Below are 21,827 nucleotides of genomic sequence, written 5' to 3'. Positions count from 1 at the left end.
CCTCGTCACCCGAAGAAGTTCCGTACGTGCTCCAGTCCCTCGACCAGGGCGTCGACCTCGCCGGGGGTGGAGTACAGGTAGAACGACGCCCGCGTGGTCGCAGGAATTCCGTAACGGAGGCAGACGGGACGGGCGCAGTGGTGGCCCACCCGGACGGCGATGCCCTGCTCGTCGAGGACCTGGCCCACGTCGTGCGGGTGGATGTCGCCGAGCGTGAAGGAGACGGCGGCGCCGCGGTCCTCGGCCGTGGTGGGGCCGATGATGCGCAGGTCCGGGACCTCCTGGAGCCTGCGGATCGCGTACTCGGTGATCGCGTGCTCGTGGCGGGCGATGTTCTCCATGCCGATCGAGGTGAGGTAGTCCACCGCGGCGCCGAGGCCGACGGCCTGGGCGATCGGGGGCGTACCGGCCTCGAACTTGTGCGGCGCGGGGGCGTACGTGGAGGAGTGCATCGAGACGGTCTCGATCATCTCGCCGCCGCCGAGGAACGGCGGAAGGTCCTCCAGCAGCTCCTGGCGGCCCCACAGGACGCCGATGCCGTCGGGGCCGCACATCTTGTGGCCGGTGAAGGCCACGAAGTCGGCCTGGAGGGCCTGGACGTCCAGCGGCATGTGCGGGGCGGCCTGCGAGGCGTCGACGACGACCAGGGCGCCGACCTCCTGCGCACGGCGGACGATCGCCTCGACCGGGTTGACGGTGCCCAGGATGTTGGAGACCAGCACGAACGAGACGACCTTGGTCTTCTCGGTGATGACCTCGTCGATGTTGGACAGGTCGAGCCGGCCGTCGTCGGTGAGGCCGAACCACTTCAGCTTCGCGCCCGAGCGCTGCGCGAGCAGCTGCCACGGCACGATGTTGGAGTGGTGCTCCATCTCCGTGATGACGATCTCGGTGTCGTGGTCCACCCGGTAGGGCTCGTCGGCCCAGGCCAGCATGTTGGCCACGAGGTTGAGCGACTCGGAGGCGTTCTTGGTGAAGATCACCTCGTCGCGGCTCGGAGCGTTGATGAAGGCGGCGACCTTGTCGCGGGCGCCCTCGTACAGCGCCGTGGCCTCCTCGGCGAGCACGTGCACGCCACGGTGGACGTTGGCGTTGTGCTGCTCGTAGTGCTCGTTGAGCACGTCGAGCACCTGGCGCGGCTTCTGGGAGGTCGCCGCGTTGTCCAGGTAGATGAGCTTCTTCCCGTCGTGGACCCTGCGGTCCAGGATCGGGAAGTCCTTACGGATCGCGTCGGTGTCGAGGAGACCCGGCAGCAGTATGGTCACGCCGTTACGCCACCCTTCACATAAGCCTCGTAGCCCTCGGCCTCCAGCTTGTCGGCCAGCTCGGCGCCGCCGGACTCGACGACACGACCGTTGGCGAACACGTGCACGAAGTCGGGCTTGATGTAGCGCAGGATGCGCGTGTAGTGGGTGATCAGCAGGGTACCGACCTCGCCGGACTCGCGGACGCGGTTGACGCCCTCGGAGACGACGCGCAGGGCGTCGACGTCCAGGCCGGAGTCGGTCTCGTCGAGGATCGCGATCTTCGGCTTGAGGAGCTCCAGCTGGAGGATCTCGTGGCGCTTCTTCTCACCGCCGGAGAAGCCCTCGTTGACGTTGCGCTCGGCGAAGGCGGGGTCCATCTGCAGACGCGCCATGGCCTCCTTGACCTCCTTCACCCAGGTGCGCAGCTTGGGGGCCTCGCCGCGGACGGCGGTGGCGGAGGTGCGCAGGAAGTTGGAGACCGAGACGCCGGGGACCTCGACCGGGTACTGCATGGCGAGGAAGACGCCGGCGCGGGCGCGCTCGTCGACGGACATCTCCAGGACGTCCTCGCCGTCGAGGGTGACGGTGCCGCCGGTGATCGTGTACTTGGGGTGGCCGGCCAGCGAGTAGGCCAGGGTGGACTTGCCGGAGCCGTTGGGGCCCATGATGGCGTGGGTCTCGCCCTGCTTCACGGTCAGGTCGACGCCCTTGAGGATCTCCCGGGGGCCGTTCTCGGCCTCGACGGAGACGTGCAGGTCGTGGATCTCAAGCGTTGCCATGGGGAACTCAGGACTCCTGGGTGACGGAGACGAGCACGTCGTCCCCTTCGATCTTGACGGGGTATACGGGGACGGGGCGCGTGGCGGGCAGGCCGTCGGGCTTGCCGGTGCGGAGGTCGAAGCTGGAGCCGTGCAGCCAGCACTCGATGTGGCAGTTCTCCACCTCGCCCTCAGACAGCGAGACGTTCGCGTGCGAGCAGATGTCGTTGATCGCGAACACCTCCCCCTCGGTGCGGACGAGGGAGACGGGCGTGCCGTCGATCTCGACCCGCTTGGGGGTGTCCTCCTCCAGGTCGCTCAGGGCGGCCACCTTGACGAACTCGCTCATGCCAGGGACGCCTCCAGCTCGGCCTCGATCTTGGCGATGAGGCGCTCCTCCAGGTCGGGGATGCCGATCTGCTGCACGAGCTCGGCGAAGAAGCCGCGCACGACCAGCCGGCGGGCCTCGTCGGCGGGGATGCCGCGGGCCATCAGGTAGAAGAGCTGCTCGTCGTCGAAACGGCCGGTCGCCGAGGCGTGGCCGGCGCCGACGATCTCACCGGTCTCGATCTCCAGGTTGGGGACCGAGTCGACGCGGGCGCCGTCGGTGAGGACGAGGTTGCGGTTGAGCTCGTAGGTGTCGGTGCCCTCGGCCGCCGCGCGGATGAGCACGTCACCGATCCACACGGCGTGCGCGTCCTTGCCCTGCAGTGCGCCCTTGTAGACGACGTTGCTGCGGCAGTGCGGGGTGTCGTGGTCGACGAGGAGGCGGTGCTCCTGGTGCTGGCCGTTGTCGGTGAAGTACAGGCCGTACAGCTCGGCCTCGCCGCCCGGGCCGGTGTAGACGACGCGCGGGTGGAGGCGGACCAGGTCGCCGCCCAGGGTGACGATCACGGACTTGAAGGTGGCGTCGCGGCCGACCAGCGCGGTGTGCTGGGCGGCGTGCACCGCGGTGTCGTCCCAGTCCTGGACGGAGACGACGGTGAGCTTGGCGCCGTCGCCGACGAGGTACTCGACGTTGGCGGCGAGCGTGGCGTCACCGGTGTGGTCGATGACGACGACGGCCTCGGAGAACGCGCCGATCTCGATGACCTGGTGGCCGAAGGCCACCCCGCCCACGCCGTGCACGCCGATGCGGACGGGCTCGGTGAGCACCGTGTCCTTGGGGACCGAGACGACCGAGGCCGTCTCGAAGGAGCTGAACGCCTGCGCCGCGACCCGGTCGACCGGCTTGCCGGCCTTGCCGAGCCGGGCGTCATCGCGGCCGACGGTCTCCACGGTCACACCCTCGGGGGCGCTCACCTCGACCTTGACGCCGCCGCCGTCGACGGCCTTGTCGACGGCCGTGCCGTCGTGAAGACCGCGGAGGCGCTCCAGCGGGGTGAACCGCCACTCCTCCTCACGGCCGTGCGGCACGGGGAAGTCCGCGACGTCGTACGAGGCGGGGGCGCTGACCCGCGCGTCGATGGGCTGCTTCGGCCCGCCCACCTGGATGGCGCCGTCGGTCGTGCTGCCGGCGGGAGTGTTGTCAGCCATGGCTGTCGTCGTGCTCTCTTCCTGTCACAAAGGGTTCGCTGCGGATGGGGACGGTGGCCGGGTCAGCCGACCGCGCCTTCCATCTGCAGCTCGATCAGCCGGTTGAGCTCCAGCGCGTACTCCATCGGCAGCTCGCGCGCGATGGGCTCGACGAAGCCGCGGACGATCATCGCCATGGCCTCGTCCTCGGACAGACCGCGGCTCATCAGGTAGAAGAGCTGGTCGTCGCTGACCTTGGAGACGGTCGCCTCGTGGCCCATGGAGACGTCGTCCTCGCGGACGTCGACGTAGGGGTAGGTGTCCGACCGGGAGATGGTGTCCACCAGCAGGGCGTCGCAGAGCACGTTCGACTTGGAGCCGTGGGCACCCTCGCCGATCTCGATGAGGCCGCGGTAGGAGGTGCGGCCGCCGCCCCGGGCCACCGACTTGGAGACGATGTTGGAGGAGGTGTTGGGCGCCATGTGGACCATCTTGGCGCCGGCGTCCTGGTGCTGGCCCTCGCCGGAGAAGGCGATGGACAGGGTCTCGCCCTTGGCGTGCTCGCCCATCAGGTAGACGGCGGGGTACTTCATCGTCACCTTGGAGCCGATGTTGCCGTCGACCCACTCCATGGTCGCGCCCTCGTAGGCCACGGCGCGCTTGGTGACCAGGTTGTAGACGTTGTTCGACCAGTTCTGGATCGTCGTGTAGCGGCAGCGGCCGCCCTTCTTGACGATGATCTCCACGACGGCGCTGTGCAGCGAGTCGGAGGAGTAGATCGGGGCGGTGCAGCCCTCGACGTAGTGGACGTAGGCGTCCTCGTCGACGATGATCAGCGTCCGCTCGAACTGGCCCATGTTCTCCGTGTTGATGCGGAAGTAGGCCTGCAGCGGGATGTCGACGTGGACACCCTTCGGGACGTAGATGAAGGAGCCGCCAGACCACACGGCGGAGTTCAGCGAGGCGAACTTGTTGTCGCCGACCGGGATCACCGTGCCGAAGTACTCCTGGAAGAGCTCGGGGTGCTCCTTCAGGGCGGTGTCGGTGTCCAGGAAGATGACGCCCTGCTCCTCCAGGTCCTCACGGATCTGGTGGTAGACGACCTCGGACTCGTACTGGGCGGCGACACCGGCGACGAGGCGCTGCTTCTCGGCCTCGGGGATGCCCAGCTTGTCGTAGGTGTTCTTGATGTCCTCCGGCAGGTCCTCCCAGGAAGCGGCCTGCTTCTCGGTGGAGCGCACGAAGTACTTGATGTTGTCGAAGTCGATGCCGGTGAGGTCGGAGCCCCAGGTCGGCATGGGCTTCTTCTCGAAGAGCTTCAGACCCTTCAGACGCAGCTTGAGCATCCACTCCGGCTCGGACTTCTTCGCCGAGATGTCGCGGACGACCTCCTCGGAGAGGCCGCGCTTGGCCGCGGCACCGGCCGCGTCGGAGTCGGCCCAGCCGTATTCGTACGTGCCCAGGCCCTCAAGCTCAGGGTGGGCAGTCTCCGTGGGGAGAGTCATGCGGGGTTCCTCCCGGCCGTGCTGGTGGATGCAGTGGTGGTCTTCTTGGGGATGAACGTCGTGCACACACCGTCACCGTGGGCGATGGTGGCGAGACGCTGCACATGCGTCCCGAGCAGGCGGGAGAAGACTTCCGTCTCCGCCTCGCACAGCTGCGGGAACTGCTCGGCGACATGGGCGACCGGGCAGTGGTGCTGGCAAAGCTGTTCGCCGACCGGCGCGCTACGCGCCGTAGCAGCGTACCCGTCCGCGGTCAATGCCCGGGCGAGGGCCTCCGCGCGGTCCTCCGGCGCAACGGCCGCCAGGGCCTCGCGGTACCCCTCGGCCTGTGCGGCCATCCGGGCGCGGGCGAAGGCCGCGACCGCGGCGTCGCCCATCTCGCCGCCGCCCGCGGACTGGGCGATCCAGCGCAGGGCGTCCCGGGCGAGCTGGTCGTACGCCTGGTCGAAGGCGTCCCGGCCGCAGTCGGTCAGGGCGAAGACCTTGGCGGGACGGCCCCGGGCCCGGGCGCCGTAGACGCGCTTCTCGCGGGGCTCGACGACACCCTCGGCGACGAGGGCGTCGAGGTGGCGGCGGACGGCCGCCTGGGTCAGCTCCAGGCGCTCGGCCAGCTCGGCGGCGGTGGACGGACCGTGGTCGAGGATGGACCGGGCGACGCGGTTGCGGGTGCCGAGCAGCTCGTCATGGCCTGCGGGTACGCGCGATCCCGTCCCGGTGGCCGGCTCGGCCACGGGGCTCTGTGGAGCTTCGCCCGCGTATTTCACAACACCATTGTTGCGTAATTGCCGGAGGCGCGACAAGCGCGGACGGATCACGTAACGGTGGCTTTGATCACTTAGGGTCACCTAACCCTGACCCCGGCGGGCCACGCACACCCCCGCGCTTCGTACACTTCCGGGCATGCATGCAGAGCCCGCGGTCGCAGTCCACGGCCTGGTCAAACGGTACGGGCCGAAAGCCGCGGTCGACGGCCTCGACCTGACGGTGGCGGCCGGCGGCGTGACCGCCGTCCTCGGCCCCAACGGAGCCGGCAAGACCACCACCATCGAGACCTGCGAGGGCTACCGCCGCCCCGACGCCGGCACCGTCCGCGTCCTCGGCCTCGACCCCCTCGCCGACTCCGCCGCACTGCGCCCGCGCATCGGCGTGATGCTGCAGAGCGGCGGCATCTACGCCGGCGCCCGCGCCGAGGAGATGCTCCGCCACACGGCGTCCCTGCACGCGCACCCGCTGGACGTCGCTGCGCTGATCGAGCGACTGGGCCTCGGCGACTGCGGCCGCACGAGCTACCGGCGGCTGTCCGGCGGGCAGCAGCAGCGCCTCTCGCTCGCCATGGCCGTCGTCGGCCGCCCCGAGCTGGTCTTCCTCGACGAGCCGACCGCGGGCCTGGACCCGCAGGCCCGGCACGCCACCTGGGCGCTGGTGCGGGAGCTGCGCGCGGACGGCGTGACGGTGGTGCTGACCACCCACTACATGGACGAGGCCGAGCAGCTGGCCGACGACGTCGCCATCATCGACGGCGGCCGGGTCGTCGCCCAGGGAAGCCCCGAGGAGCTGTGCCGGGGCGGCGCCGAGAACACCCTGCGCTTCGGCGGCCGGCCCGGCCTGGACCTGTCCTCGCTCGTCAAGGCCCTGCCCGACGGCTCCACGGCCGACGAGCCGGCCCCCGGCTCGTACCGCGTGGGCGGCACGGTCGACCCGCAGCTGCTCGCGACGGTGACGTCGTGGTGCGCACAGAACGGCGTCATGCCCGACCGCATAACGGTCGAGCGGCACACGCTGGAGGACGTCTTCCTGGAACTGACCGGCAAGGAGCTGCGCGCATGAGCGCCGAAACGGCCGTCACCGGCACGTTCACCCCGCGGCCCGGCGCCGCCCCCCTCGGCCGGATGATCCGGGCGCAGGCCGCTCTGGAGACCCGCATGCTGCTGCGCAACGGTGAGCAGCTGCTGCTCACCGTGGTCATCCCCACGCTCCTGCTGGTGCTGTTCAGCGCCGTCGACATCGTGGACACGGGCGAGGGCAGGGCCGTCGACTTCCTTGCGCCCGGCGTGCTGGCGCTGGCGGTGATGTCGACCGCGTTCACCGGCCAGGCCATCGCCACCGGCTTCGAGCGCCGCTACGGGGTGCTCAAGCGGCTCGGCGCCTCCCCGCTGCCGCGCTGGGCGCTGATGACGGCGAAGACCTGCTCGGTGCTGGTCACCGAGGTCCTGCAGATCGTGCTGCTGACCGTGATCGCCTTCGCGCTCGGCTGGTCGCCGCACGGCAACCCGCTGGCCGTCCTCCTGCTGCTGGTCCTGGGCACGGCCGCGTTCTCCGGACTGGGCCTGCTGATGGCGGGCACGCTCCGGGCGGAGGCGACGCTGGCCGCGGCCAACCTCGTCTTCCTGCTGCTGCTGGTCGGCGGCGGGGTCATCGTGCCGCTGGAGAAGTTCCCGGGCACGGTCCGGGCCGCACTGGAGCTGCTGCCCATCTCGGCGCTCTCCGGCGGCCTGCGGGACGTCCTGCAGGAGGGCGCGGGCATGCCCTGGGCCGACCTGGGCCTCCTGGCCGCGTGGGCGGCGCTGGGGCTGGGCGCGGCGGCCCGCTTCTTCCGCTGGGAGTGATCACGCTCGTTCGCCGGCGGGCAAACCGCCACGCACCCCCCTCGTGAATCCGTGCACAAGCGGGCCCTTACGATGGCTCCCGTGCCCAGAACGCTGAACCCCCTCCAGATGGTCGCCGACCGCTGGCAGCCCTCCGCCCGCTTCGTCGAGCGGGCCGCGCTGGCCTGCGTCGTCATGGCCGTGGTCATCGTCGTGACGGGTGGGGCGGTCCGGCTCACCCAGTCGGGGCTCGGGTGCCCGACGTGGCCCACCTGCACCGAGGAGAGCCTGACGCCGACGCCCGCCATGGGCATCAACGGCATCATCGAGTTCGGCAACCGCATGCTGACGTACGTGCTGTGCGCGGTCATCGGCCTGACGATCGTCGCGGCCCGTTCGGCGGTCCCCCGCCGCCACAGCCTCACCCGGCTGGGCTGGGCGCAGTTCTGGATCGTCATGGGCAACGCCGTGGTCGGCGGCATCACGGTGCTGACGGGCCTCAACCCGTACATCGTCAGCGCCCACTTCCTGCTGTCCACCGCGCTCCTGACGGTCGCGGTGGTGATGTGGCAGCGCTCCCGCGAGGGGGATGCCGAGCCGCGCGACCTGGTGGCCGTGCCGGTGCGCCAGCTGACGTGGGTGCTGGTCGTCACGAGCGCCCTGCTGATCGTGATCGGCACCGTGGTGACCGGCTCCGGCCGGCACGCGGGCGACGCCGCCAAGGACGTGCACCGCATCCCGCTGAACTGGCGGGAGATCACCCAGCTGCACGTCGACTTCGTCTACATCGTCGTCGGTCTCACGGTGGCCCTGTGGTTCGTGCTGCGGGCCGTGAACGCGCCCGCCGCCCCGCGCCGCCGCACGGCCGAGCTCTTCGCCGTGCTGATGCTCCAGGGCCTGGTCGGCTACGTGCAGTACTTCAACGACTCGCCCGAGTTCGTCGTCGGCACCCACATGTTCGGCTCCTGCCTGGTGTGGATCGCGGTGCTGCGGGTCTTCCTGGCGCTGCGCGAGCGCGGCGAGGCGGCGACCGTGCCCGCGCCGTCGGGCGGGCACGAGGCGCCTGCCGTCGGTCAGCCTGCGGCGGCGTCCAGCCGGTAGACCCTGCGGGCGGTGCCGGCGGCCACCAGCGAGGCGATGCGCCCCGCCTCGGCCGCCCGGCACCAGCCGTCGGCGACCCAGTCGCCCATGAGCCGTTCCATGGCCCGTACGAACAGCCGGGCGGCCACCACGTAGAGCTCCGCGAGCCCGCGCGCACCCGTGGAGAACAGCAGCTTGCCGAACGGTGCCTCGCGCAGCGTCTCCTCCGGTCGGGCGCCGACGTCCGCGTAGACGTGCGGGAAGGCGGCGGCCAGCTGGGCCGCCTGCCGGCGGTGCCAGGGGTCGGGCAGCAGCACCAGGTCCACGCCGCTGCTCGCGGTGGCCCGCAGGAAGCCCGTCAGCCGCTGCGGGTCGGGGCAGTGCAGCTGGGCGGGCAGGCCCGTGGCGACCGCGCTCCACACCAGGTGCTGGGCGAGCAGCGGATCGGTGGGCCCGTCGCCCGTGCGGCGCACGCGCAGCCAGCGTCCCGCCGCCTCGCGCACCTCGGCGGCCGCGGGCGGGGTGTCGTCGCAGAAGGTGGCGCCGGAGGCGAAGGCCGTGGCGGTGCGGGCGGCCGCGTAGAGCGCTTCGGCCGTGCGGGCCAGGAAGGCGTCCGGGCCGCCGGAGGTGTCGGCGATGCGCGCGGCGAGCGGTTCGAGCCGTACGACCTCGTGGGCGCGGCCGTCGGCGGCGCGGGCCAGCTCGGCCGGTGAGGTGAGCTCGCCGGGTGCGCCCGCCTCCAGCAGGAAGGTGCCGATGCCGGCGCCGCGCAGCAGCAGGTGCCCCGCGCGGTAGGCGCCCAGCTCGCGGCGCCTGGCCAGATAGCGGACGGGGGCGCAGAGCGGTTCGAGGCCGAGCAGGGGCGGGCACCAGCGGCGCACCGCCAGCCCCGCGCGGCTGTCGAAGAAGGTGGTGCCGGGCGGTGCGGGTCCGGTGGACCCGGCGGCCTCGGCGAGGTGCGTCTCGAACTCCCCGAGCCCGAGGTCGCCGTGGACGGCGCCGTGGCTGTACTGGTCGACGAGCGGCGGTATGTCATCGATCAGGCCGTCCATGCGCCCCTCCCTCACCGGTCCCCACCGCGCGGCGCCGTGGCGCCGCTCCCGGTGGTTCTAACGGGCGAGGGGGCCGTCAGTTATCGGCGGGGTTGGCGGGGCCGCCGAGCTGCAGGCCGGCCATGCGGGACCACTCGTAGGGGCCCGTGCGGACCTTGGCGGCCATCTCGCCGTCGAAGTCGTCCTGGAGGGTGATTCCGGCGAGCTCGACGGCCTGCTGCGCGGTCGCGTGGGAGCGGGCCACGAGGTTGCCCCACTCGCCGTTGGCGCCGACGAGGGCGATGCGGGTGGTGCCGCGGCCGATGTGGGCGAGCTGGCCCTCCGCGCTGCCGCCGTGGCTCTTGGCGAAGGCGGTGATCTGCTTGGCCAGCCGGGCCGCCTGCTTGGGGTCGGCCGCTGCCTGCTTGTTGTCTGCGTCTGCCATGGCCAGGATGCTACCGACGAGTAGCCGAAACGGCGATGGGCGGTGCGGGTGGCTTTGGCCACCCGCACCGCCCATCCGACGTGGGTGCGTCAGCGCAGGAACGGGTCGATCGCGACGGCGGTGAACAGCAGCGACACGTAGGTGATCGACCAGTGGAACAGGCGCATCTCCTTGAGCTTGGCGCCCGTGATGCCGGCCTTGGCGCGGGCCTGCAGGGCGTGCGCCTCCTTCAGCCACAGCGCGCCGCACACCACGGCGACGAGCGTGTAGAACCAGCCCGTGTAGCCCAGCGGCGTGAGCAGCAGCGAGACGGCGACCATCACCCAGCTGTAGAGGACGATCTGCTTGGCCACGGCCTTGTTGCCGGCCACGACGGGCAGCATGGGCACGCCCACGCGCTCGTAGTCGTCCTTGACCTTCATCGACAGCGGCCAGTAGTGCGGCGGCGTCCAGAAGAAGATGACGAGGAAGAGGATCAGGGAGGCCCAGGAGACCTCGTTCTTCACCGCGGACCAGCCGATGATGACCGGCAGGCAGCCGGCGATGCCGCCCCAGACGATGTTCTGCGCGGTACGGCGCTTGAGGATCATCGTGTAGACGACGGTGTAGAACACCGACGCACCGAGCGACAGCATCGCCGACAGGGGGTTGACCAGATACCAGAACCAGACGGTCGAGCCGACGGTCAGCACGCTGGCGAAGACCAGGCACTCGGCCGGGGAGACCATGCCCGTCACCAGTGGACGCTGGGACGTACGGTCCATCATCGCGTCGATGTCACGGTCGTAGTACATGTTGAACGCACCCGCACCACCGGCGGAGAGGTATCCGCCGATGCAGGTGGCCAGCACCAGCCACAGATCCGGGACCCCCTCGGCCGCGAGGAACATCACCGGCACCGTCGTCATCAGCAGCAGCTCGATGACGCGCGGCTTGGTCAGCGCCACGAACGCCTTGACACGGGCCCCGAGCGGCCGGCGAGCCGGGACCGGACTCTCGGCGAGCACCCCCGCAGGACGGGATTCGACGGCCGTCACGCACACCCCTGACAGAGATAAGGCCAGCAAGCGCATCCGGGCGGGAATCCCGGGTAAAGGCTTGCGCGTACCACGCCACTCTAGACGCAGGGGTGAGCTCGGCCTCCGCCGGGGTGGGGTCGTGTTGGGGGCCCGGCGCCGCCGGATCGTACGGCGCGTAACCCGACAGAACGGTCGCGTTCGAGAGGCGCCCGGGCCCGTCGCCCGGCAGGCTGGAGTCATGGCCGTCATGCCGTGACGGGAATCTTTTATATACGGATGAGGTTCCGCGGGCCGCCCACTCAAATGAGAGGCAGGGAGCCCGACTGTACGTCGAAAAAATGCGCGTCCCAGCGGGGGTAGGCTCGACCGCGCCGCGTCGTGGCGGGCAATACCGCCCCCGGCAGATTGAACATGTGGAGAGGAGCCCTGATCCGAGGGTGAGCACCAAGCCGACCACCACAGACCTCGAATGGACCGAACTGGACCAGCGGGCCGTCGATACCGCCCGCGTCCTGGCCATGGACTCCGTGCAGAAGGTCGGCAACGGCCATCCGGGCACGGCCATGAGCCTGGCGCCCGCCGCCTACCTGCTGTTCCAGAAGCTGATGCGGCACGACCCCAGCGACGCCGACTGGACCGGCCGCGACCGGTTCGTCCTCTCCCCCGGTCACACGAGCCTGACCCTCTACGTCCAGCTCTTCATGGCCGGCTACGGCCTGGAGCTGTCGGACCTGAAGGCGTTCCGCACCTGGGACAGCAAGACCCCGGGCCACCCGGAGCACGGTCACACCCGTGGCGTGGAGACCACCACCGGCCCGCTGGGCCAGGGCATCGCCAACGCCGTGGGCATGGCGATGGCCGCCCGCTACGAGCGCGGTCTGTTCGACCCCGAGGCCCCGAAGGGCGAGTCGCCGTTCGACCACACCATCTGGGCGATCGTCTCCGACGGCGACCTGGAGGAGGGCATCTCGGCCGAGGCGTCCTCGCTGGCCGGCCACCAGAAGCTCGGCAACATCGTCGCCCTGTACGACGACAACCACATCTCGATCGAGGGCGACACCGAGACCGCCTTCTCCGAGGACGTCCTCAAGCGCTACGAGGCGTACGGCTGGCACGTCCAGCGCATCGAGCAGGCCGCCAACGGCGACTTCGACGTCCAGGCGCTGTACGCGGCGTTCCAGGCCGCCAAGGCCGAGACCGAGCGTCCCTCGATCATCGCGGCCCGCACGATCATCGCCTGGCCGGCCCCGAACGCGCAGAACACCGAGGCTTCGCACGGCTCGGCGCTCGGCGAGGCCGAGGTCGCCGCCACCAAGCGCGTGATGGGCTTCGACCCCGAGCAGCACTTCCAGGTCGAGGACGAGGTCTTCACCCACGTCCGCAAGGTCGTCGACCGCGGCCGCGAGGCGCACGCCGCCTGGGACAAGCGCATCCAGCAGTGGCGCGAGGCCAACCCGGAGCGCGCCGCCGAGTTCGACCGCATCGCCGCGGGCGAGCTGCCCGACGGCTGGGAGAAGGCCGTCCCGGTCTTCCCGGTCGGCAAGGACGTCGCGACCCGCAAGGCGTCGGGCGAGGTCCTCAAGGCGCTGGGCGGCGTGATCCCCGAGCTGTGGGGCGGCTCCGCCGACCTCGCCGGCTCGAACAACACCACCATCGACGCGTCGTCGTCCTTCCTCCCGGAGGGCAACCCGCTGCCGGAGGCGAACCCGTACGGCCGTACGGTCCACTTCGGCATCCGCGAGCACGCCATGGGTTCGACCATGAACGGCATCGCGCTGCACGGCAACACCCGCATCTACGGCGGCACCTTCCTGGTGTTCTCCGACTACATGCGCCCGGCCGTGCGCCTGGCCGCGCTGATGAAGCTGCCGGTCACCTACGTGTGGACGCACGACTCCATCGGTCTCGGCGAGGACGGCCCGACCCACCAGCCGGTCGAGCACATGGCCGCGCTGCGCGCCATCCCGGGCCTGAACATGGTCCGCCCGGCCGACGCCAACGAGACGGCGATCGCCTGGCGCGAGATCACCAAGCGCCACACCACCAACCCGGCGCCGCACGGTCTGGCCCTCACCCGCCAGAACGTCCCGACGTACGAGGCCAACGAGGGCGCGGCCAAGGGCGGCTACGTGCTGTTCGAGGCCGAGGGCGGCCGCCCGCAGGTGATCCTGATCGCCACCGGTTCCGAGGTCCAGCTGGCCGTCGAGGCCCGCGACGCGCTCCAGGCCGAGGGCATCCCGACCCGCGTGGTCTCGATGCCGTCCGTGGAGTGGTTCGAGGAGCAGGACCAGGCGTACCGCGACGGCGTGCTGCTGCCGGACGTCAAGGCCCGCGTGGCCGTCGAGGCGGGTATCGGCCTGACCTGGCACCGCTACGTCGGCGAGGCCGGCCGCATCGTCTCGCTGGAGCACTTCGGCGCCTCCGCCGACTACAAGGTGCTCTACCGCGAGTTCGGCCTGACCGCCGAGGCCGTGGTCGAGGCCGCGCGCGAGTCGATCGCCGACGCCGGCCGCCGCTGACGCCCCGTATACAACCAGTAGGAGATGCAAACCCCATGACAGACGCACTCAAGCGCCTCTCCGACGAAGGCGTCGCGATCTGGCTGGACGACCTGTCCCGCAAGCGCATCACGTCCGGCAACCTGGCCGAGCTCATCGACCAGAGCCACGTCGTGGGCGTCACGACCAACCCGTCGATCTTCCAGAAGGCGATCTCCAGCGGTGAGGGTTACGAGCAGCAGCTCGCCGACCTCGCCGCCCGCAAGGTCACCGTCGACGAGGCCATCCGCATGATCACCACGGCGGACGTCCGCGACGCCGCCGACATCCTGCGCCCGGTCTTCGACGCGACCGACGGCCAGGACGGCCGGGTCTCCATCGAGGTCGACCCGCGCCTGGCGCACGACACCCGGGCCACGGTCGCCGAGGCCAAGCAGCTGGCCTGGCTGGTGGACCGCCCGAACACCCTCATCAAGATCCCGGCGACCAAGGCGGGCCTGCCGGCCATCGCCGACGTCATCGGCCGGGGCATCAGCGTCAACGTCACGCTGATCTTCTCCCTGGAGCGCTACCGTGCGGTCATGGACGCCTACCTGACCGGTCTGGAGCAGGCCAAGGCCGCGGGCCTGGACCTCTCGCTGATCCACTCGGTCGCGTCCTTCTTCGTGTCCCGCGTGGACACCGAGATCGACAAGCGCCTGGACGCGCTGGGCACCGACGAGGCCAAGGCGCTGCGCGGCAAGGCCGCCCTGGCCAACGCCCGCCTGGCCTACCAGGCGTACGAGGAGGTCTTCTCCTCGGACCGCTGGGCCGCCCTGGAGAAGGCCGGCGCCAACAAGCAGCGTGCGCTGTGGGCCTCGACCGGTGTCAAGGACCCGGCCTACAAGGACACCCTGTACGTGGACGACCTGGTCGCCCCGAACACGGTCAACACCATGCCGGAGGCCACCCTGGAGGCCACCGCCGACCACGGGCAGATCACCGGTGACACGGTGCGCGGCACCTACGAGCAGGCCAAGGCCGAGCTCGACGCGCTCGCCAAGCTGGGCATCTCCTACGACGACGTCGTCCAGCTGCTGGAGGACGAGGGCGTGGACAAGTTCGAGCAGTCGTGGAACGACCTTCTGAAGTCCACCGAGGCGGAGCTCAAGCGCCTCGCCCCGGAGGCGTGAATTGAGCAGCAGCAATCCGCTGCGTGACGCATCGGACCGACGGCTCCCGCGTATCGCGGGGCCGTCGGGCCTGGTCATCTTTGGCGTCACGGGCGATTTGTCCAGGAAAAAGCTGATGCCGGCGGTGTACGACCTGGCCAACCGGGGTCTGCTGCCGCCGGGCTTCTCCCTGATCGGCTTCGCGCGGCGCTCGTGGGCCGACGAGGACTTCGCGCACGAGGTGTACACCGCGGTCAAGCAGCACGCGCGCACCCCGTTCCGCGAGGAGGTCTGGCAGCAGCTGGTGCAGGGCTGCCGCTTCGTCGAGGGCGACTTCGACGACGACGAGGCCTTCGACACGCTCAGGAAGACCATCGAGGAGCTGGACAAGGCACAGGGCACGGGCGGCAACTTCGCCTTCTACCTGTCCGTGCCGCCGAAGTTCTTCCCCACGGTGGTCCAGCAGCTCAAGAAGCACGGGCTGGCCGAGCAGCAGGAGGACTCCTGGCGGCGCGCCGTCATCGAGAAGCCCTTCGGCCACGACCTGAAGAGCGCACAGGAGCTCAACCGGATCGTCCACGAGGTCTTCCCGGCCGAGGCGGTCTTCCGCATCGACCACTACCTCGGCAAGGAGACGGTCCAGAACATCCTGGCGCTGCGCTTCGCCAACACCCTCTTCGAGCCGATCTGGAACCGGTCCTACGTCGACCACGTGCAGATCACCATGGCCGAGGACATCGGCATCGGCGGCCGCGCCGGCTACTACGACGGCATCGGCGCCGCCCGCGACGTCATCCAGAACCACCTGCTGCAGCTGCTGGCGCTGACCGCCATGGAGGAGCCCGCCTCCTTCGACGCGGACGCGCTGGTCGCCGAGAAGACCAAGGTGCTGGGCGCCGTCCGGCTGCCCAAGGACCTCGGCAAGGAGACCGTGCGCGCCCAGTACGCACACGGCTGGCAGGGCGGCGAGGAGGTCGTCGGCTACCTGGAGGAAGAGGGCATCGACCCCCACTCCAAGACCGACACCTACGCCGCGATCAAGCTGGAGATCGACAACCGCCGCTGGGCGGGCGTCCCCTTCTACCTGCGCACCGGCAAGCGGCTCGGCCGCCGCGTCACCGAGATCGCGGTCGTCTTCCAGCGCGCCCCGCACTCGCCCTTCGACCACACCGCCACCGAGGAGCTGGGGCAGAACGCCCTGGTCATCCGGGTGCAGCCGGACGAGGGCGTCACCATGCGGTTCGGTTCGAAGGTGCCGGGCACCTCGATGGAGGTCCGGGACGTCTCGATGGACTTCGCCTACGGCGAGTCCTTCACCGAGTCCAGCCCCGAGGCGTACGAGCGGCTCATCCTCGATGTGCTGCTCGGTGACGCCAACCTCTTCCCGCGCCTGCGGGAGGTGGAGCTCTCCTGGGAGATCCTCGACCCGATCGAGGAGTACTGGGACCGGCACGGCAAGCCCTCACAGTACACGGCCGGCACCTGGGGTCCGGCAGAGGCGGACGAGATGCTCGCACGAGACGGACGGAGCTGGCGTCGGCCATGAAGATCGATCTCACGGACACCACGGCCAGCAAGATCAACAATGCCCTGGTCGAGGGACGCCGCGCACTGGGCGCCCCCGCCGTCGGCATGGTGCTCACGCTGGTCATCGTCACCGACGAGGAGCACGCGTACGACGCGCTCAAGGCCGCCAACGAGGCGTCCCGCGAGCACCCCTCGCGCAAGCTCGTCGTCATCAAGCGGGTCAGCCGTTCGCCGCGCGACCGCGCCCAGGCCCGGCTCGACGCCGAGGTCCGGGTGGGCGCCGACGCCGGTGCCGGCGAGACGGTCGTCCTGCGGCTGTACGGCGAGGTCATAGACCACGCCCAGTCGGTGGTGCTGCCGCTGCTCCTGCCGGACGCCCCCGTGGTCGTGTGGTGGCCGGTGGCCTCCCCCATCGACCCGGAGAAGGACCCGCTCGGTGCGCTCGGCCAGCGCCGCGTCACCGACACCTACGCCGCCGAGGACCCGGTCACCGAGCTCTCGGCCCGCTCCGCGAGCTACACCCCGGGCGACACCGACCTGGCCTGGGCCCGGATCACCCCGTGGCGCTCGATGCTGGCGGCCGCCCTGGACCAGCAGCCGGGCGTCGAGATCACCGCGGCCGAGGTCGAGGGCGAGGCGTACAACCCCAGCGCCGAGCTGCTCGCCATGTGGCTCGCCGACCGCCTGGGGGTCACGGCCCGGCGCACGGTCTCCGACGGCCCCGGCCTGACGGCCGTCCGCCTGGAGACCACGTCCGGCGTCATCACCCTCGACCGCCCCGACGGCTCCCTGGCCACGCTCTCCATGCGCGGCCAGCCGGACCGCGCGGTGGCGCTCAAGCGGCGCGACACCTCCGAGCTCCTCGCGGAGGAGCTGCGCCGACTGGACCCGGACCTCATCTACGAGTCCGCGCTCAAGTACGGCGTGGAGCGACTGGGCGAGCCGGTGCCGGCGGCACCGGCGGCTGCCCAGCCGAAGGCCCCTGCGGCCGCCTCCGGGGAGGAGCCCGTCGCCGAGGAGCCCGTCGCGGAGGCCCCCGCCAAGGAGGCCCCGGCGAAGAAGTCCTCCGGCAAGAAGGCGGCGTCGAAGTGAGCACGCCTCAGATCGTCGTCCACCGGGACAAGGAGCTGATGGCCCAGGCCGCGGCGGCCCGGCTCATCACGAAGATCGTGGACGCCCAGACCGCACGCGGCTCGGCCTCCGTCGTCCTCACCGGCGGCCGCAACGGCAACGGGCTGCTCGCGGCCCTCGCCGCGGCGCCCGCCCGGGACGCGGTGGACTGGTCGCGCCTGGACCTGTGGTGGGGCGACGAGCGCTTCCTCCCCGAGGGCGACCCCGAGCGCAACGCCACGCAGGCGCGCGAGGCGCTGCTCGACGCGGTCGACCTGGACCCGGCCCGGGTGCACTACATGCCCGCGGCCGACGGCACGCACGACGACGCGGACGCGGCGGCGGAGTCCTACGCGGCCGAACTGGCCGCCGCGGCCCGCCCCGAGGACCACGGCCCGGTGCCGTCCTTCGACGTCCTGCTGCTGGGCGTCGGCCCGGACACGCACGTCGCCTCCCTCTTCCCGGAACTGCCGGGCGTCCGGGAGACGGAGCGGACGGTCATCGGCGTCCACGGCGCGCCGAAGCCCCCGCCGACCCGGGTCTCCCTGACCCTGCCGGCGATCCGGGCGGCGCGGGAGGTGTGGCTGCTGGCGGCCGGCGAGGACAAGGCCGGTGCGGTGGCGGTCGCGCTGAGCGGTGCGGGTGAGGTGCAGGCTCCGGCGGCCGGGGCGTACGGCCGCAGCCGCACGCTGTGGCTGCTGGACCAGGCCGCGGCGGCCCGCCTGCCGCGCGACCTGTACCCGCCGGCCTCGCCCTGACGGGCAGTGAGCCCGAAGGGGCGGGGCCGAGGACCTTTCAGGTCCTCGGCCCCGCCCCTTCTCCGTTTCCCGGGGCTCCGCCCCGGACCCCGGTCCTCACACGCCGGACAGGCTGGAATTTCCAGCCCGTCCGGCGTGTGAGGACACCGCGCGTCAACGCGGCGCGGCTAGCGCCCCCGCAGCTCGCGGTACCGCGCAACGAGGGCGGCCGTCGACGCGTCGAGCCCCGGGACCTCCGCCCCCTCCGTCAGCGCCGGCTCCACCCGCTTCGCCAGCACCTTCCCCAGCTCGACACCCCACTGGTCGAAGGAGTCGATGTTCCAGATCGCCCCCTGTACGAACACCTTGTGCTCGTACAGCGCGATCAGCTGCCCGAGCACCGACGGCGTCAGCTCACTGGCGAGGATCGTCGTCGTCGGGTGGTTCCCCCGGAACGTCTTGTGCGGGACGAGCTCCGCGGGGACGCCCTCCGCCGCGACCTCCTCCGGGGTCTTGCCGAAGGCCAGCGCCTGCCCCTGGGCGAAGAGGTTCGCCATCAGCAGGTCGTGCTGGCCCTGCAGCCCGGGCAGCAGGTCCGCGACGGGCCGCGCGAAGCCCAGCAGGTCCGCGGGGATCAGCTTCGTGCCCTGGTGGATCAACTGGTAGTACGCGTGCTGCCCGTTGGTGCCGGGCGTGCCCCACACCACGGGGCCGGTCTCCCAGCCGACGGGCCGTCCCTCGCGGTCCACGGACTTGCCGTTGGACTCCATGTCCAGCTGCTGCAGGTAGGCGGTGAACTTCGACAGGTAGTGGCTGTAGGGCAGCACCGCGTGCGACTGCGCGCCGTGGAAGTTGCCGTACCAGACGCCCAGCAGGCCGAGCAGTACCGGCGCGTTCTCCTCGAAGGGCGCCGTGCGGAAGTGCTCGTCGACGAGGTGGAAGCCGGCCAGCATCTCGCGGAAACCGTCCGGGCCGATGGCGAGCATCAGGGAGAGGCCGATGGCCGAGTCGAAGGAGTAGCGGCCGCCGACCCAGTCCCAGAACTCGAACATGTTGGCGGTGTCGATGCCGAACTCGGAGACCTTCTCCTCGTTGGTCGACAGCGCCACGAAGTGCTTGGCCACGGCCTCCTCGCCGGCCCGCAGCCCGGTCAGGAGCCAGTTGCGGGCGGAGGTGGCGTTGGTGATGGTCTCGATGGTCGTGAAGGTCTTCGAGGCGACGATGAACAGCGTCTCCTCGGCGTCCAGGTCGCGCAGCGCCTCGTGCAGGTCCGCGCCGTCCACGTTGGAGACGAAACGGAACGTCAGGTCACGGGCGGTGTAGGCGCGCAGCACCTCGTAGGCCATGGCGGGGCCGAGGTCGGAGCCGCCGATGCCGATGTTGACGACGTTCTTGATGGGCTTTCCGGTGTGGCCCTTCCAGTCACCCGAACGGATGCGGTCGCAGAAGACCTGCATCTTCATCAGAACGGCGTGCACGGCGGGGACGACGTTCTCCCCGTCCACCTCGACGACGGCCGACTCCGGGGCGCGCAGGGCGGTGTGCAGCACCGCGCGGCCCTCGGTGGTGTTGATCTTCTCGCCCCGGAACATCGCGTCCCGCAGCCCGGCGACGCCGGCCGCGGCGGCCAGTTCGCGCAGCAGGCGCAGGGTCTCGTCGGTGACGAGGTGCTTGGAGTAGTCGAGGTGCAGGTCACCCACCGTCAGGGCGTACTTCCCGGCCCGGTCGGGGTCGTCCGCGAAGAGCTCGCGCAGGTGCACCTCCCCCAGTTCGTCGCGGTGCTTCGCCAGGGCGTTCCACTCGGGAGTCCGGTCGAGCCGGTTGCGGCCTTCTGCGTTCATCTCGGACATCAGCCCTTTTCTCCTTGGTAGCTGCCTCGCACAACCAAACCTAAATGATCGAAGCGGCCCGGCCGCACACCTGGTGTGGTGTGCGGCCGGGCCGCTTCGCATTCGGGTACCGCTGCTCAGATCTCCCCACGGAGCTTGGCGAGCGCCTCGGCGAGGATGGCCTCGCCGTCGGCGTCGCTGCGCCGCTCACGGACGTAGGCGAGGTGCGTCTTGTAGGGCTCGGTGCGGGGCGGGTCCGGCGGGTTGTCCCGGTCCTGACCGGCCGGGAAGCCGCAACGCGGGCAGTCCCAGGTGTCCGGCACCTGTGCGTCGCTGGCGAAGCTCGGCTGCGTCTCGTGCCCGTTGGAGCACCAGAAGGAGATGCGGAGGCGTGGGGCTGATTCGCCCCGCTCGGCCTCCCCCATCGGCCCCGCCCCGACCCGGCTTCCTCGGATCGCGTTGCCACTTGCCACGGTTGTAACTCCCTGCGTGATGGTGCTGCACTGTGCCGGATTGAGCGGCTGCGCCGCGGGGCGGACAGTCGGCTCCGCTGCGGGCGCCCCAGTCTACGTAAGGCCCAACGCGCGTCCAGTGGCAGGAGTTACAGCCCGCCCATAAGAACGCGAGCTCCATCATAGGCCGCTGATACGACAGTACGTCAGCTGTCGAGCTTCATCAGCAGGCCCAGCACCACGATGCAGGCGAACCACAGCAGACCGACCACGATGGTGATCCGGTCGAGGTTGCGCTCGGCGACCGAGGAGCCGCCGACGGAGGACTGCATGCCGCCGCCGAACATGTCGGACAGACCGCCGCCCTTCCCCTTGTGCATGAGCACCAGCATCATCATCAGCAGGCTGAAGACGATGAGGGCGATCGAGAACCCGATGACCACGGCTGGACCAACTCTCTCGGACTGACTCGGATGGACAATGCTGCGGGGCCGGGGGGCGCGTTTGCGCCGGTCCCGGCCCCGACAGGGTACGACGGAGAGCCTCCGTCGTCATAGTTGCTACTGGTCGCGGAAGCGGACGATCTTCACGAACTCCTCGGCGTCCAGCGCGGCGCCGCCGATCAGTGCGCCGTCCACGTCGGGCTGCGCCATGATCGCCGCGATGTTGCCGGACTTGACCGAGCCGCCGTACTGGATGCGGACCTTCTCGGCCAGCTCCTGGCTGTAGAGCTCGACCAGGCGGGCGCGGATCGCCCCGCAGACCTCCTGGGCGTCCTCGGGGGTGGCGACCTCGCCGGTGCCGATGGCCCACACCGGCTCGTAGGCGATGACGATCGTCTCGGCCTGCTCGGCCGGGATGTCCTTCAGGGCGCCGTCGACCTGCGCGAGGGTGTGCGGGACCTGCTGGCCGGCCTTGCGGACGTCCAGGCCCTCGCCGACGCAGAGGATCGGGGTGATGCCGTGGCGGAAGGCGGCCTTCACCTTGGCGTTGCAGAGCTCGTCCGTCTCGCCGTGGTACTGGCGGCGCTCGGAGTGGCCGACGGCCACGTAGGAGCACTTGAGCTTGGCGAGCATCGAGCCGGAGATCTCGCCGGTGTACGCGCCGGAGTCGTACGCCGAGAGGTCCTGGGCGCCGTACTTGATCTTCAGCTTGTCGCCGTCGACCAGGGTCTGCACCGAGCGCAGGTCGACGAAGGGCGGCAGGACGGCGACCTCGGTGGCCTCGTAGTCCTTGTCCGCGAGGGCGAAGGCGAGCTTCTGGACGTGCGCGATGGCCTCAAGGTGGTTGAGGTTCATCTTCCAGTTGCCCGCCATCAGCGGGGTGCGTGCACTCACA

Annotated in this window: 21 protein-coding genes; 8 read left to right on the top strand and 13 right to left on the bottom strand. The window is 70.7% G+C overall.

Annotated features, from left to right (window positions below; all coding sequences use genetic code 11):
* Nucleotides 1–5: 5 nt before the first annotated feature.
* From IE182_RS18015 to IE182_RS17990, 6 genes are all read right to left on the bottom strand, one after another.
* Complete coding sequence (locus tag IE182_RS18015; protein WP_190110956.1) at nt 6–1,259, bottom strand: cysteine desulfurase; 1,254 nt, start codon at nt 1,257–1,259, stop codon at nt 6–8.
* 2 nt (nt 1,260–1,261) lie between these two features.
* Nucleotides 1,262–2,026, bottom strand: coding sequence for a Fe-S cluster assembly ATPase SufC (gene sufC, locus IE182_RS18010; RefSeq protein WP_190110870.1), 765 nt, complete (start codon nt 2,024–2,026; stop codon nt 1,262–1,264).
* A gap of 7 nt (nt 2,027–2,033) precedes the next feature.
* On the bottom strand, nt 2,034–2,354 hold the full coding sequence (locus IE182_RS18005) for a non-heme iron oxygenase ferredoxin subunit (protein WP_190110869.1): 321 nt from the start codon (nt 2,352–2,354) through the stop codon (nt 2,034–2,036).
* The gene (gene sufD / locus IE182_RS18000; RefSeq protein WP_190110868.1) at nt 2,351–3,541 is read right to left on the bottom strand and encodes a Fe-S cluster assembly protein SufD; all 1,191 of its coding nucleotides are present in this window, start codon (nt 3,539–3,541) and stop codon (nt 2,351–2,353) included. Before sufD ends, IE182_RS18005 begins: the two co-directional genes overlap by 4 nt.
* 62 nt (nt 3,542–3,603) lie before the next feature.
* Entirely contained in the window at nt 3,604–5,025 is a 1,422-nt protein-coding gene (sufB, locus tag IE182_RS17995; protein WP_190110867.1) for a Fe-S cluster assembly protein SufB, read from the bottom strand.
* On the bottom strand, nt 5,022–5,789 hold the full coding sequence (locus tag IE182_RS17990) for a helix-turn-helix transcriptional regulator (protein WP_190110866.1): 768 nt from the start codon (nt 5,787–5,789) through the stop codon (nt 5,022–5,024). The genes sufB and IE182_RS17990 overlap by 4 nt, the downstream gene beginning before the upstream one ends.
* A 136-nt stretch (nt 5,790–5,925) precedes the next feature.
* Between IE182_RS17990 and IE182_RS17985 the strand changes: the two genes are divergently transcribed.
* The 3 genes from IE182_RS17985 (at nt 5,926) to IE182_RS17975 (ending at nt 8,711) form a co-directional block, all read left to right on the top strand.
* Complete coding sequence (locus tag IE182_RS17985) at nt 5,926–6,852, top strand: ABC transporter ATP-binding protein (protein WP_190110865.1); 927 nt, start codon at nt 5,926–5,928, stop codon at nt 6,850–6,852.
* Nucleotides 6,849–7,631: an ABC transporter permease gene (locus tag IE182_RS17980; protein WP_190110864.1), complete on the top strand. Its 783-nt coding sequence runs from the start codon at nt 6,849–6,851 to the stop codon at nt 7,629–7,631. The genes IE182_RS17985 and IE182_RS17980 overlap by 4 nt, the downstream gene beginning before the upstream one ends.
* Nucleotides 7,632–7,712: 81 nt before the next feature.
* A complete protein-coding gene (locus IE182_RS17975) occupies nt 7,713–8,711 on the top strand; it encodes a COX15/CtaA family protein (RefSeq protein WP_190110863.1) in 999 nt (332 codons plus the stop codon).
* Here IE182_RS17975 and IE182_RS17970 read toward each other — a convergent pair.
* The 3 genes from IE182_RS17970 to IE182_RS17960 form a co-directional block, all read right to left on the bottom strand.
* Complete coding sequence (locus IE182_RS17970) at nt 8,684–9,742, bottom strand: amidohydrolase (protein ID WP_373303579.1); 1,059 nt, start codon at nt 9,740–9,742, stop codon at nt 8,684–8,686. The two genes, IE182_RS17975 and IE182_RS17970, sit on opposite strands and share 28 nt — an antisense overlap.
* Nucleotides 9,743–9,818: 76 nt before the next feature.
* Nucleotides 9,819–10,166: a hypothetical protein gene (locus IE182_RS17965; RefSeq protein WP_229844903.1), complete on the bottom strand. Its 348-nt coding sequence runs from the start codon at nt 10,164–10,166 to the stop codon at nt 9,819–9,821.
* 89 nt (nt 10,167–10,255) lie between these two features.
* A complete protein-coding gene (locus IE182_RS17960) occupies nt 10,256–11,203 on the bottom strand; it encodes a heme o synthase (RefSeq protein ID WP_190110862.1) in 948 nt (315 codons plus the stop codon).
* 419 nt (nt 11,204–11,622) lie between these two features.
* Here IE182_RS17960 and tkt point away from each other — a divergent pair, with 419 nt between their 5' ends.
* The 5 genes from tkt to pgl are packed head-to-tail and all read left to right on the top strand — an operon-like array spanning nt 11,623 to nt 18,229.
* Nucleotides 11,623–13,704 carry a transketolase gene (gene tkt / locus IE182_RS17955; RefSeq protein ID WP_190110861.1) on the top strand — a complete coding sequence of 694 codons (2,082 nt, stop codon included), beginning with the start codon at nt 11,623–11,625 and terminating at the stop codon, nt 13,702–13,704.
* 35 nt (nt 13,705–13,739) lie between these two features.
* Nucleotides 13,740–14,855 (top strand): transaldolase, encoded by a 1,116-nt coding sequence (tal, locus tag IE182_RS17950; protein ID WP_190110860.1) that lies wholly within the window; start codon nt 13,740–13,742, stop codon nt 14,853–14,855.
* A gap of 1 nt (nt 14,856) precedes the next feature.
* On the top strand, nt 14,857–16,380 hold the full coding sequence (gene zwf / locus IE182_RS17945; RefSeq protein ID WP_190110859.1) for a glucose-6-phosphate dehydrogenase: 1,524 nt from the start codon (nt 14,857–14,859) through the stop codon (nt 16,378–16,380).
* Complete coding sequence (opcA, locus tag IE182_RS17940) at nt 16,377–17,453, top strand: glucose-6-phosphate dehydrogenase assembly protein OpcA (RefSeq protein WP_190110858.1); 1,077 nt, start codon at nt 16,377–16,379, stop codon at nt 17,451–17,453. Before zwf ends, opcA begins: the two co-directional genes overlap by 4 nt.
* Nucleotides 17,450–18,229 (top strand): 6-phosphogluconolactonase, encoded by a 780-nt coding sequence (pgl, locus tag IE182_RS17935; RefSeq protein ID WP_190110857.1) that lies wholly within the window; start codon nt 17,450–17,452, stop codon nt 18,227–18,229. The genes opcA and pgl overlap by 4 nt, the downstream gene beginning before the upstream one ends.
* A 167-nt stretch (nt 18,230–18,396) precedes the next feature.
* On the opposite strand, the gene pgi is transcribed toward pgl, so the two are convergent.
* The 4 genes from pgi to tpiA form a co-directional block, all read right to left on the bottom strand.
* The gene (gene pgi / locus IE182_RS17930) at nt 18,397–20,049 is read right to left on the bottom strand and encodes a glucose-6-phosphate isomerase (RefSeq protein WP_190110953.1); all 1,653 of its coding nucleotides are present in this window, start codon (nt 20,047–20,049) and stop codon (nt 18,397–18,399) included.
* A gap of 125 nt (nt 20,050–20,174) precedes the next feature.
* Nucleotides 20,175–20,462, bottom strand: a complete 288-nt coding sequence (locus IE182_RS17925) for an RNA polymerase-binding protein RbpA (protein WP_004002138.1) — start codon at nt 20,460–20,462, stop codon at nt 20,175–20,177.
* Nucleotides 20,463–20,695: 233 nt separating this feature from the next.
* Nucleotides 20,696–20,932, bottom strand: coding sequence for a preprotein translocase subunit SecG (gene secG, locus IE182_RS17920; RefSeq protein WP_190110856.1), 237 nt, complete (start codon nt 20,930–20,932; stop codon nt 20,696–20,698).
* A gap of 117 nt (nt 20,933–21,049) precedes the next feature.
* Complete coding sequence (tpiA, locus tag IE182_RS17915; RefSeq protein WP_190110855.1) at nt 21,050–21,826, bottom strand: triose-phosphate isomerase; 777 nt, start codon at nt 21,824–21,826, stop codon at nt 21,050–21,052.
* Nucleotide 21,827 lies beyond the last annotated feature (1 nt).

Origin of the sequence: Streptomyces cinnamoneus, assembly GCF_014650495.1 — a bacterium.
GTDB lineage: Bacteria > Actinomycetota > Actinomycetes > Streptomycetales > Streptomycetaceae > Streptomyces > Streptomyces cinnamoneus.
Note: the sequence above shows the minus strand (reverse complement) of the source record. Positions and strands in the feature narration are given on the sequence as shown.

What these genes read in the sequence shown, in the direction of transcription:
- sufC (WP_190110870.1), bottom strand. Translation starts at nt 2,026, where the DNA reads ATGGCAACGCTTGAGATCCACGACCTGCACGTCTCCGTCGAGGCCGAG.
- IE182_RS18005 (WP_190110869.1), bottom strand. Translation starts at nt 2,354, where the DNA reads ATGAGCGAGTTCGTCAAGGTGGCCGCCCTGAGCGACCTGGAGGAGGAC.
- sufD (WP_190110868.1), bottom strand. Translation starts at nt 3,541, where the DNA reads ATGGCTGACAACACTCCCGCCGGCAGCACGACCGACGGCGCCATCCAG.
- sufB (WP_190110867.1), bottom strand. Translation starts at nt 5,025, where the DNA reads ATGACTCTCCCCACGGAGACTGCCCACCCTGAGCTTGAGGGCCTGGGC.
- IE182_RS17985 (WP_190110865.1), top strand. Translation starts at nt 5,926, where the DNA reads ATGCATGCAGAGCCCGCGGTCGCAGTCCACGGCCTGGTCAAACGGTAC.
- IE182_RS17980 (WP_190110864.1), top strand. Translation starts at nt 6,849, where the DNA reads ATGAGCGCCGAAACGGCCGTCACCGGCACGTTCACCCCGCGGCCCGGC.
- IE182_RS17970 (WP_373303579.1), bottom strand. Translation starts at nt 9,742, where the DNA reads ATGGACGGCCTGATCGATGACATACCGCCGCTCGTCGACCAGTACAGC.
- IE182_RS17965 (WP_229844903.1), bottom strand. Translation starts at nt 10,166, where the DNA reads ATGGCAGACGCAGACAACAAGCAGGCAGCGGCCGACCCCAAGCAGGCG.
- tal (WP_190110860.1), top strand. Translation starts at nt 13,740, where the DNA reads ATGACAGACGCACTCAAGCGCCTCTCCGACGAAGGCGTCGCGATCTGG.
- opcA (WP_190110858.1), top strand. Translation starts at nt 16,377, where the DNA reads ATGAAGATCGATCTCACGGACACCACGGCCAGCAAGATCAACAATGCC.
- pgi (WP_190110953.1), bottom strand. Translation starts at nt 20,049, where the DNA reads ATGAACGCAGAAGGCCGCAACCGGCTCGACCGGACTCCCGAGTGGAAC.
- IE182_RS17925 (WP_004002138.1), bottom strand. Translation starts at nt 20,462, where the DNA reads ATGGGGGAGGCCGAGCGGGGCGAATCAGCCCCACGCCTCCGCATCTCC.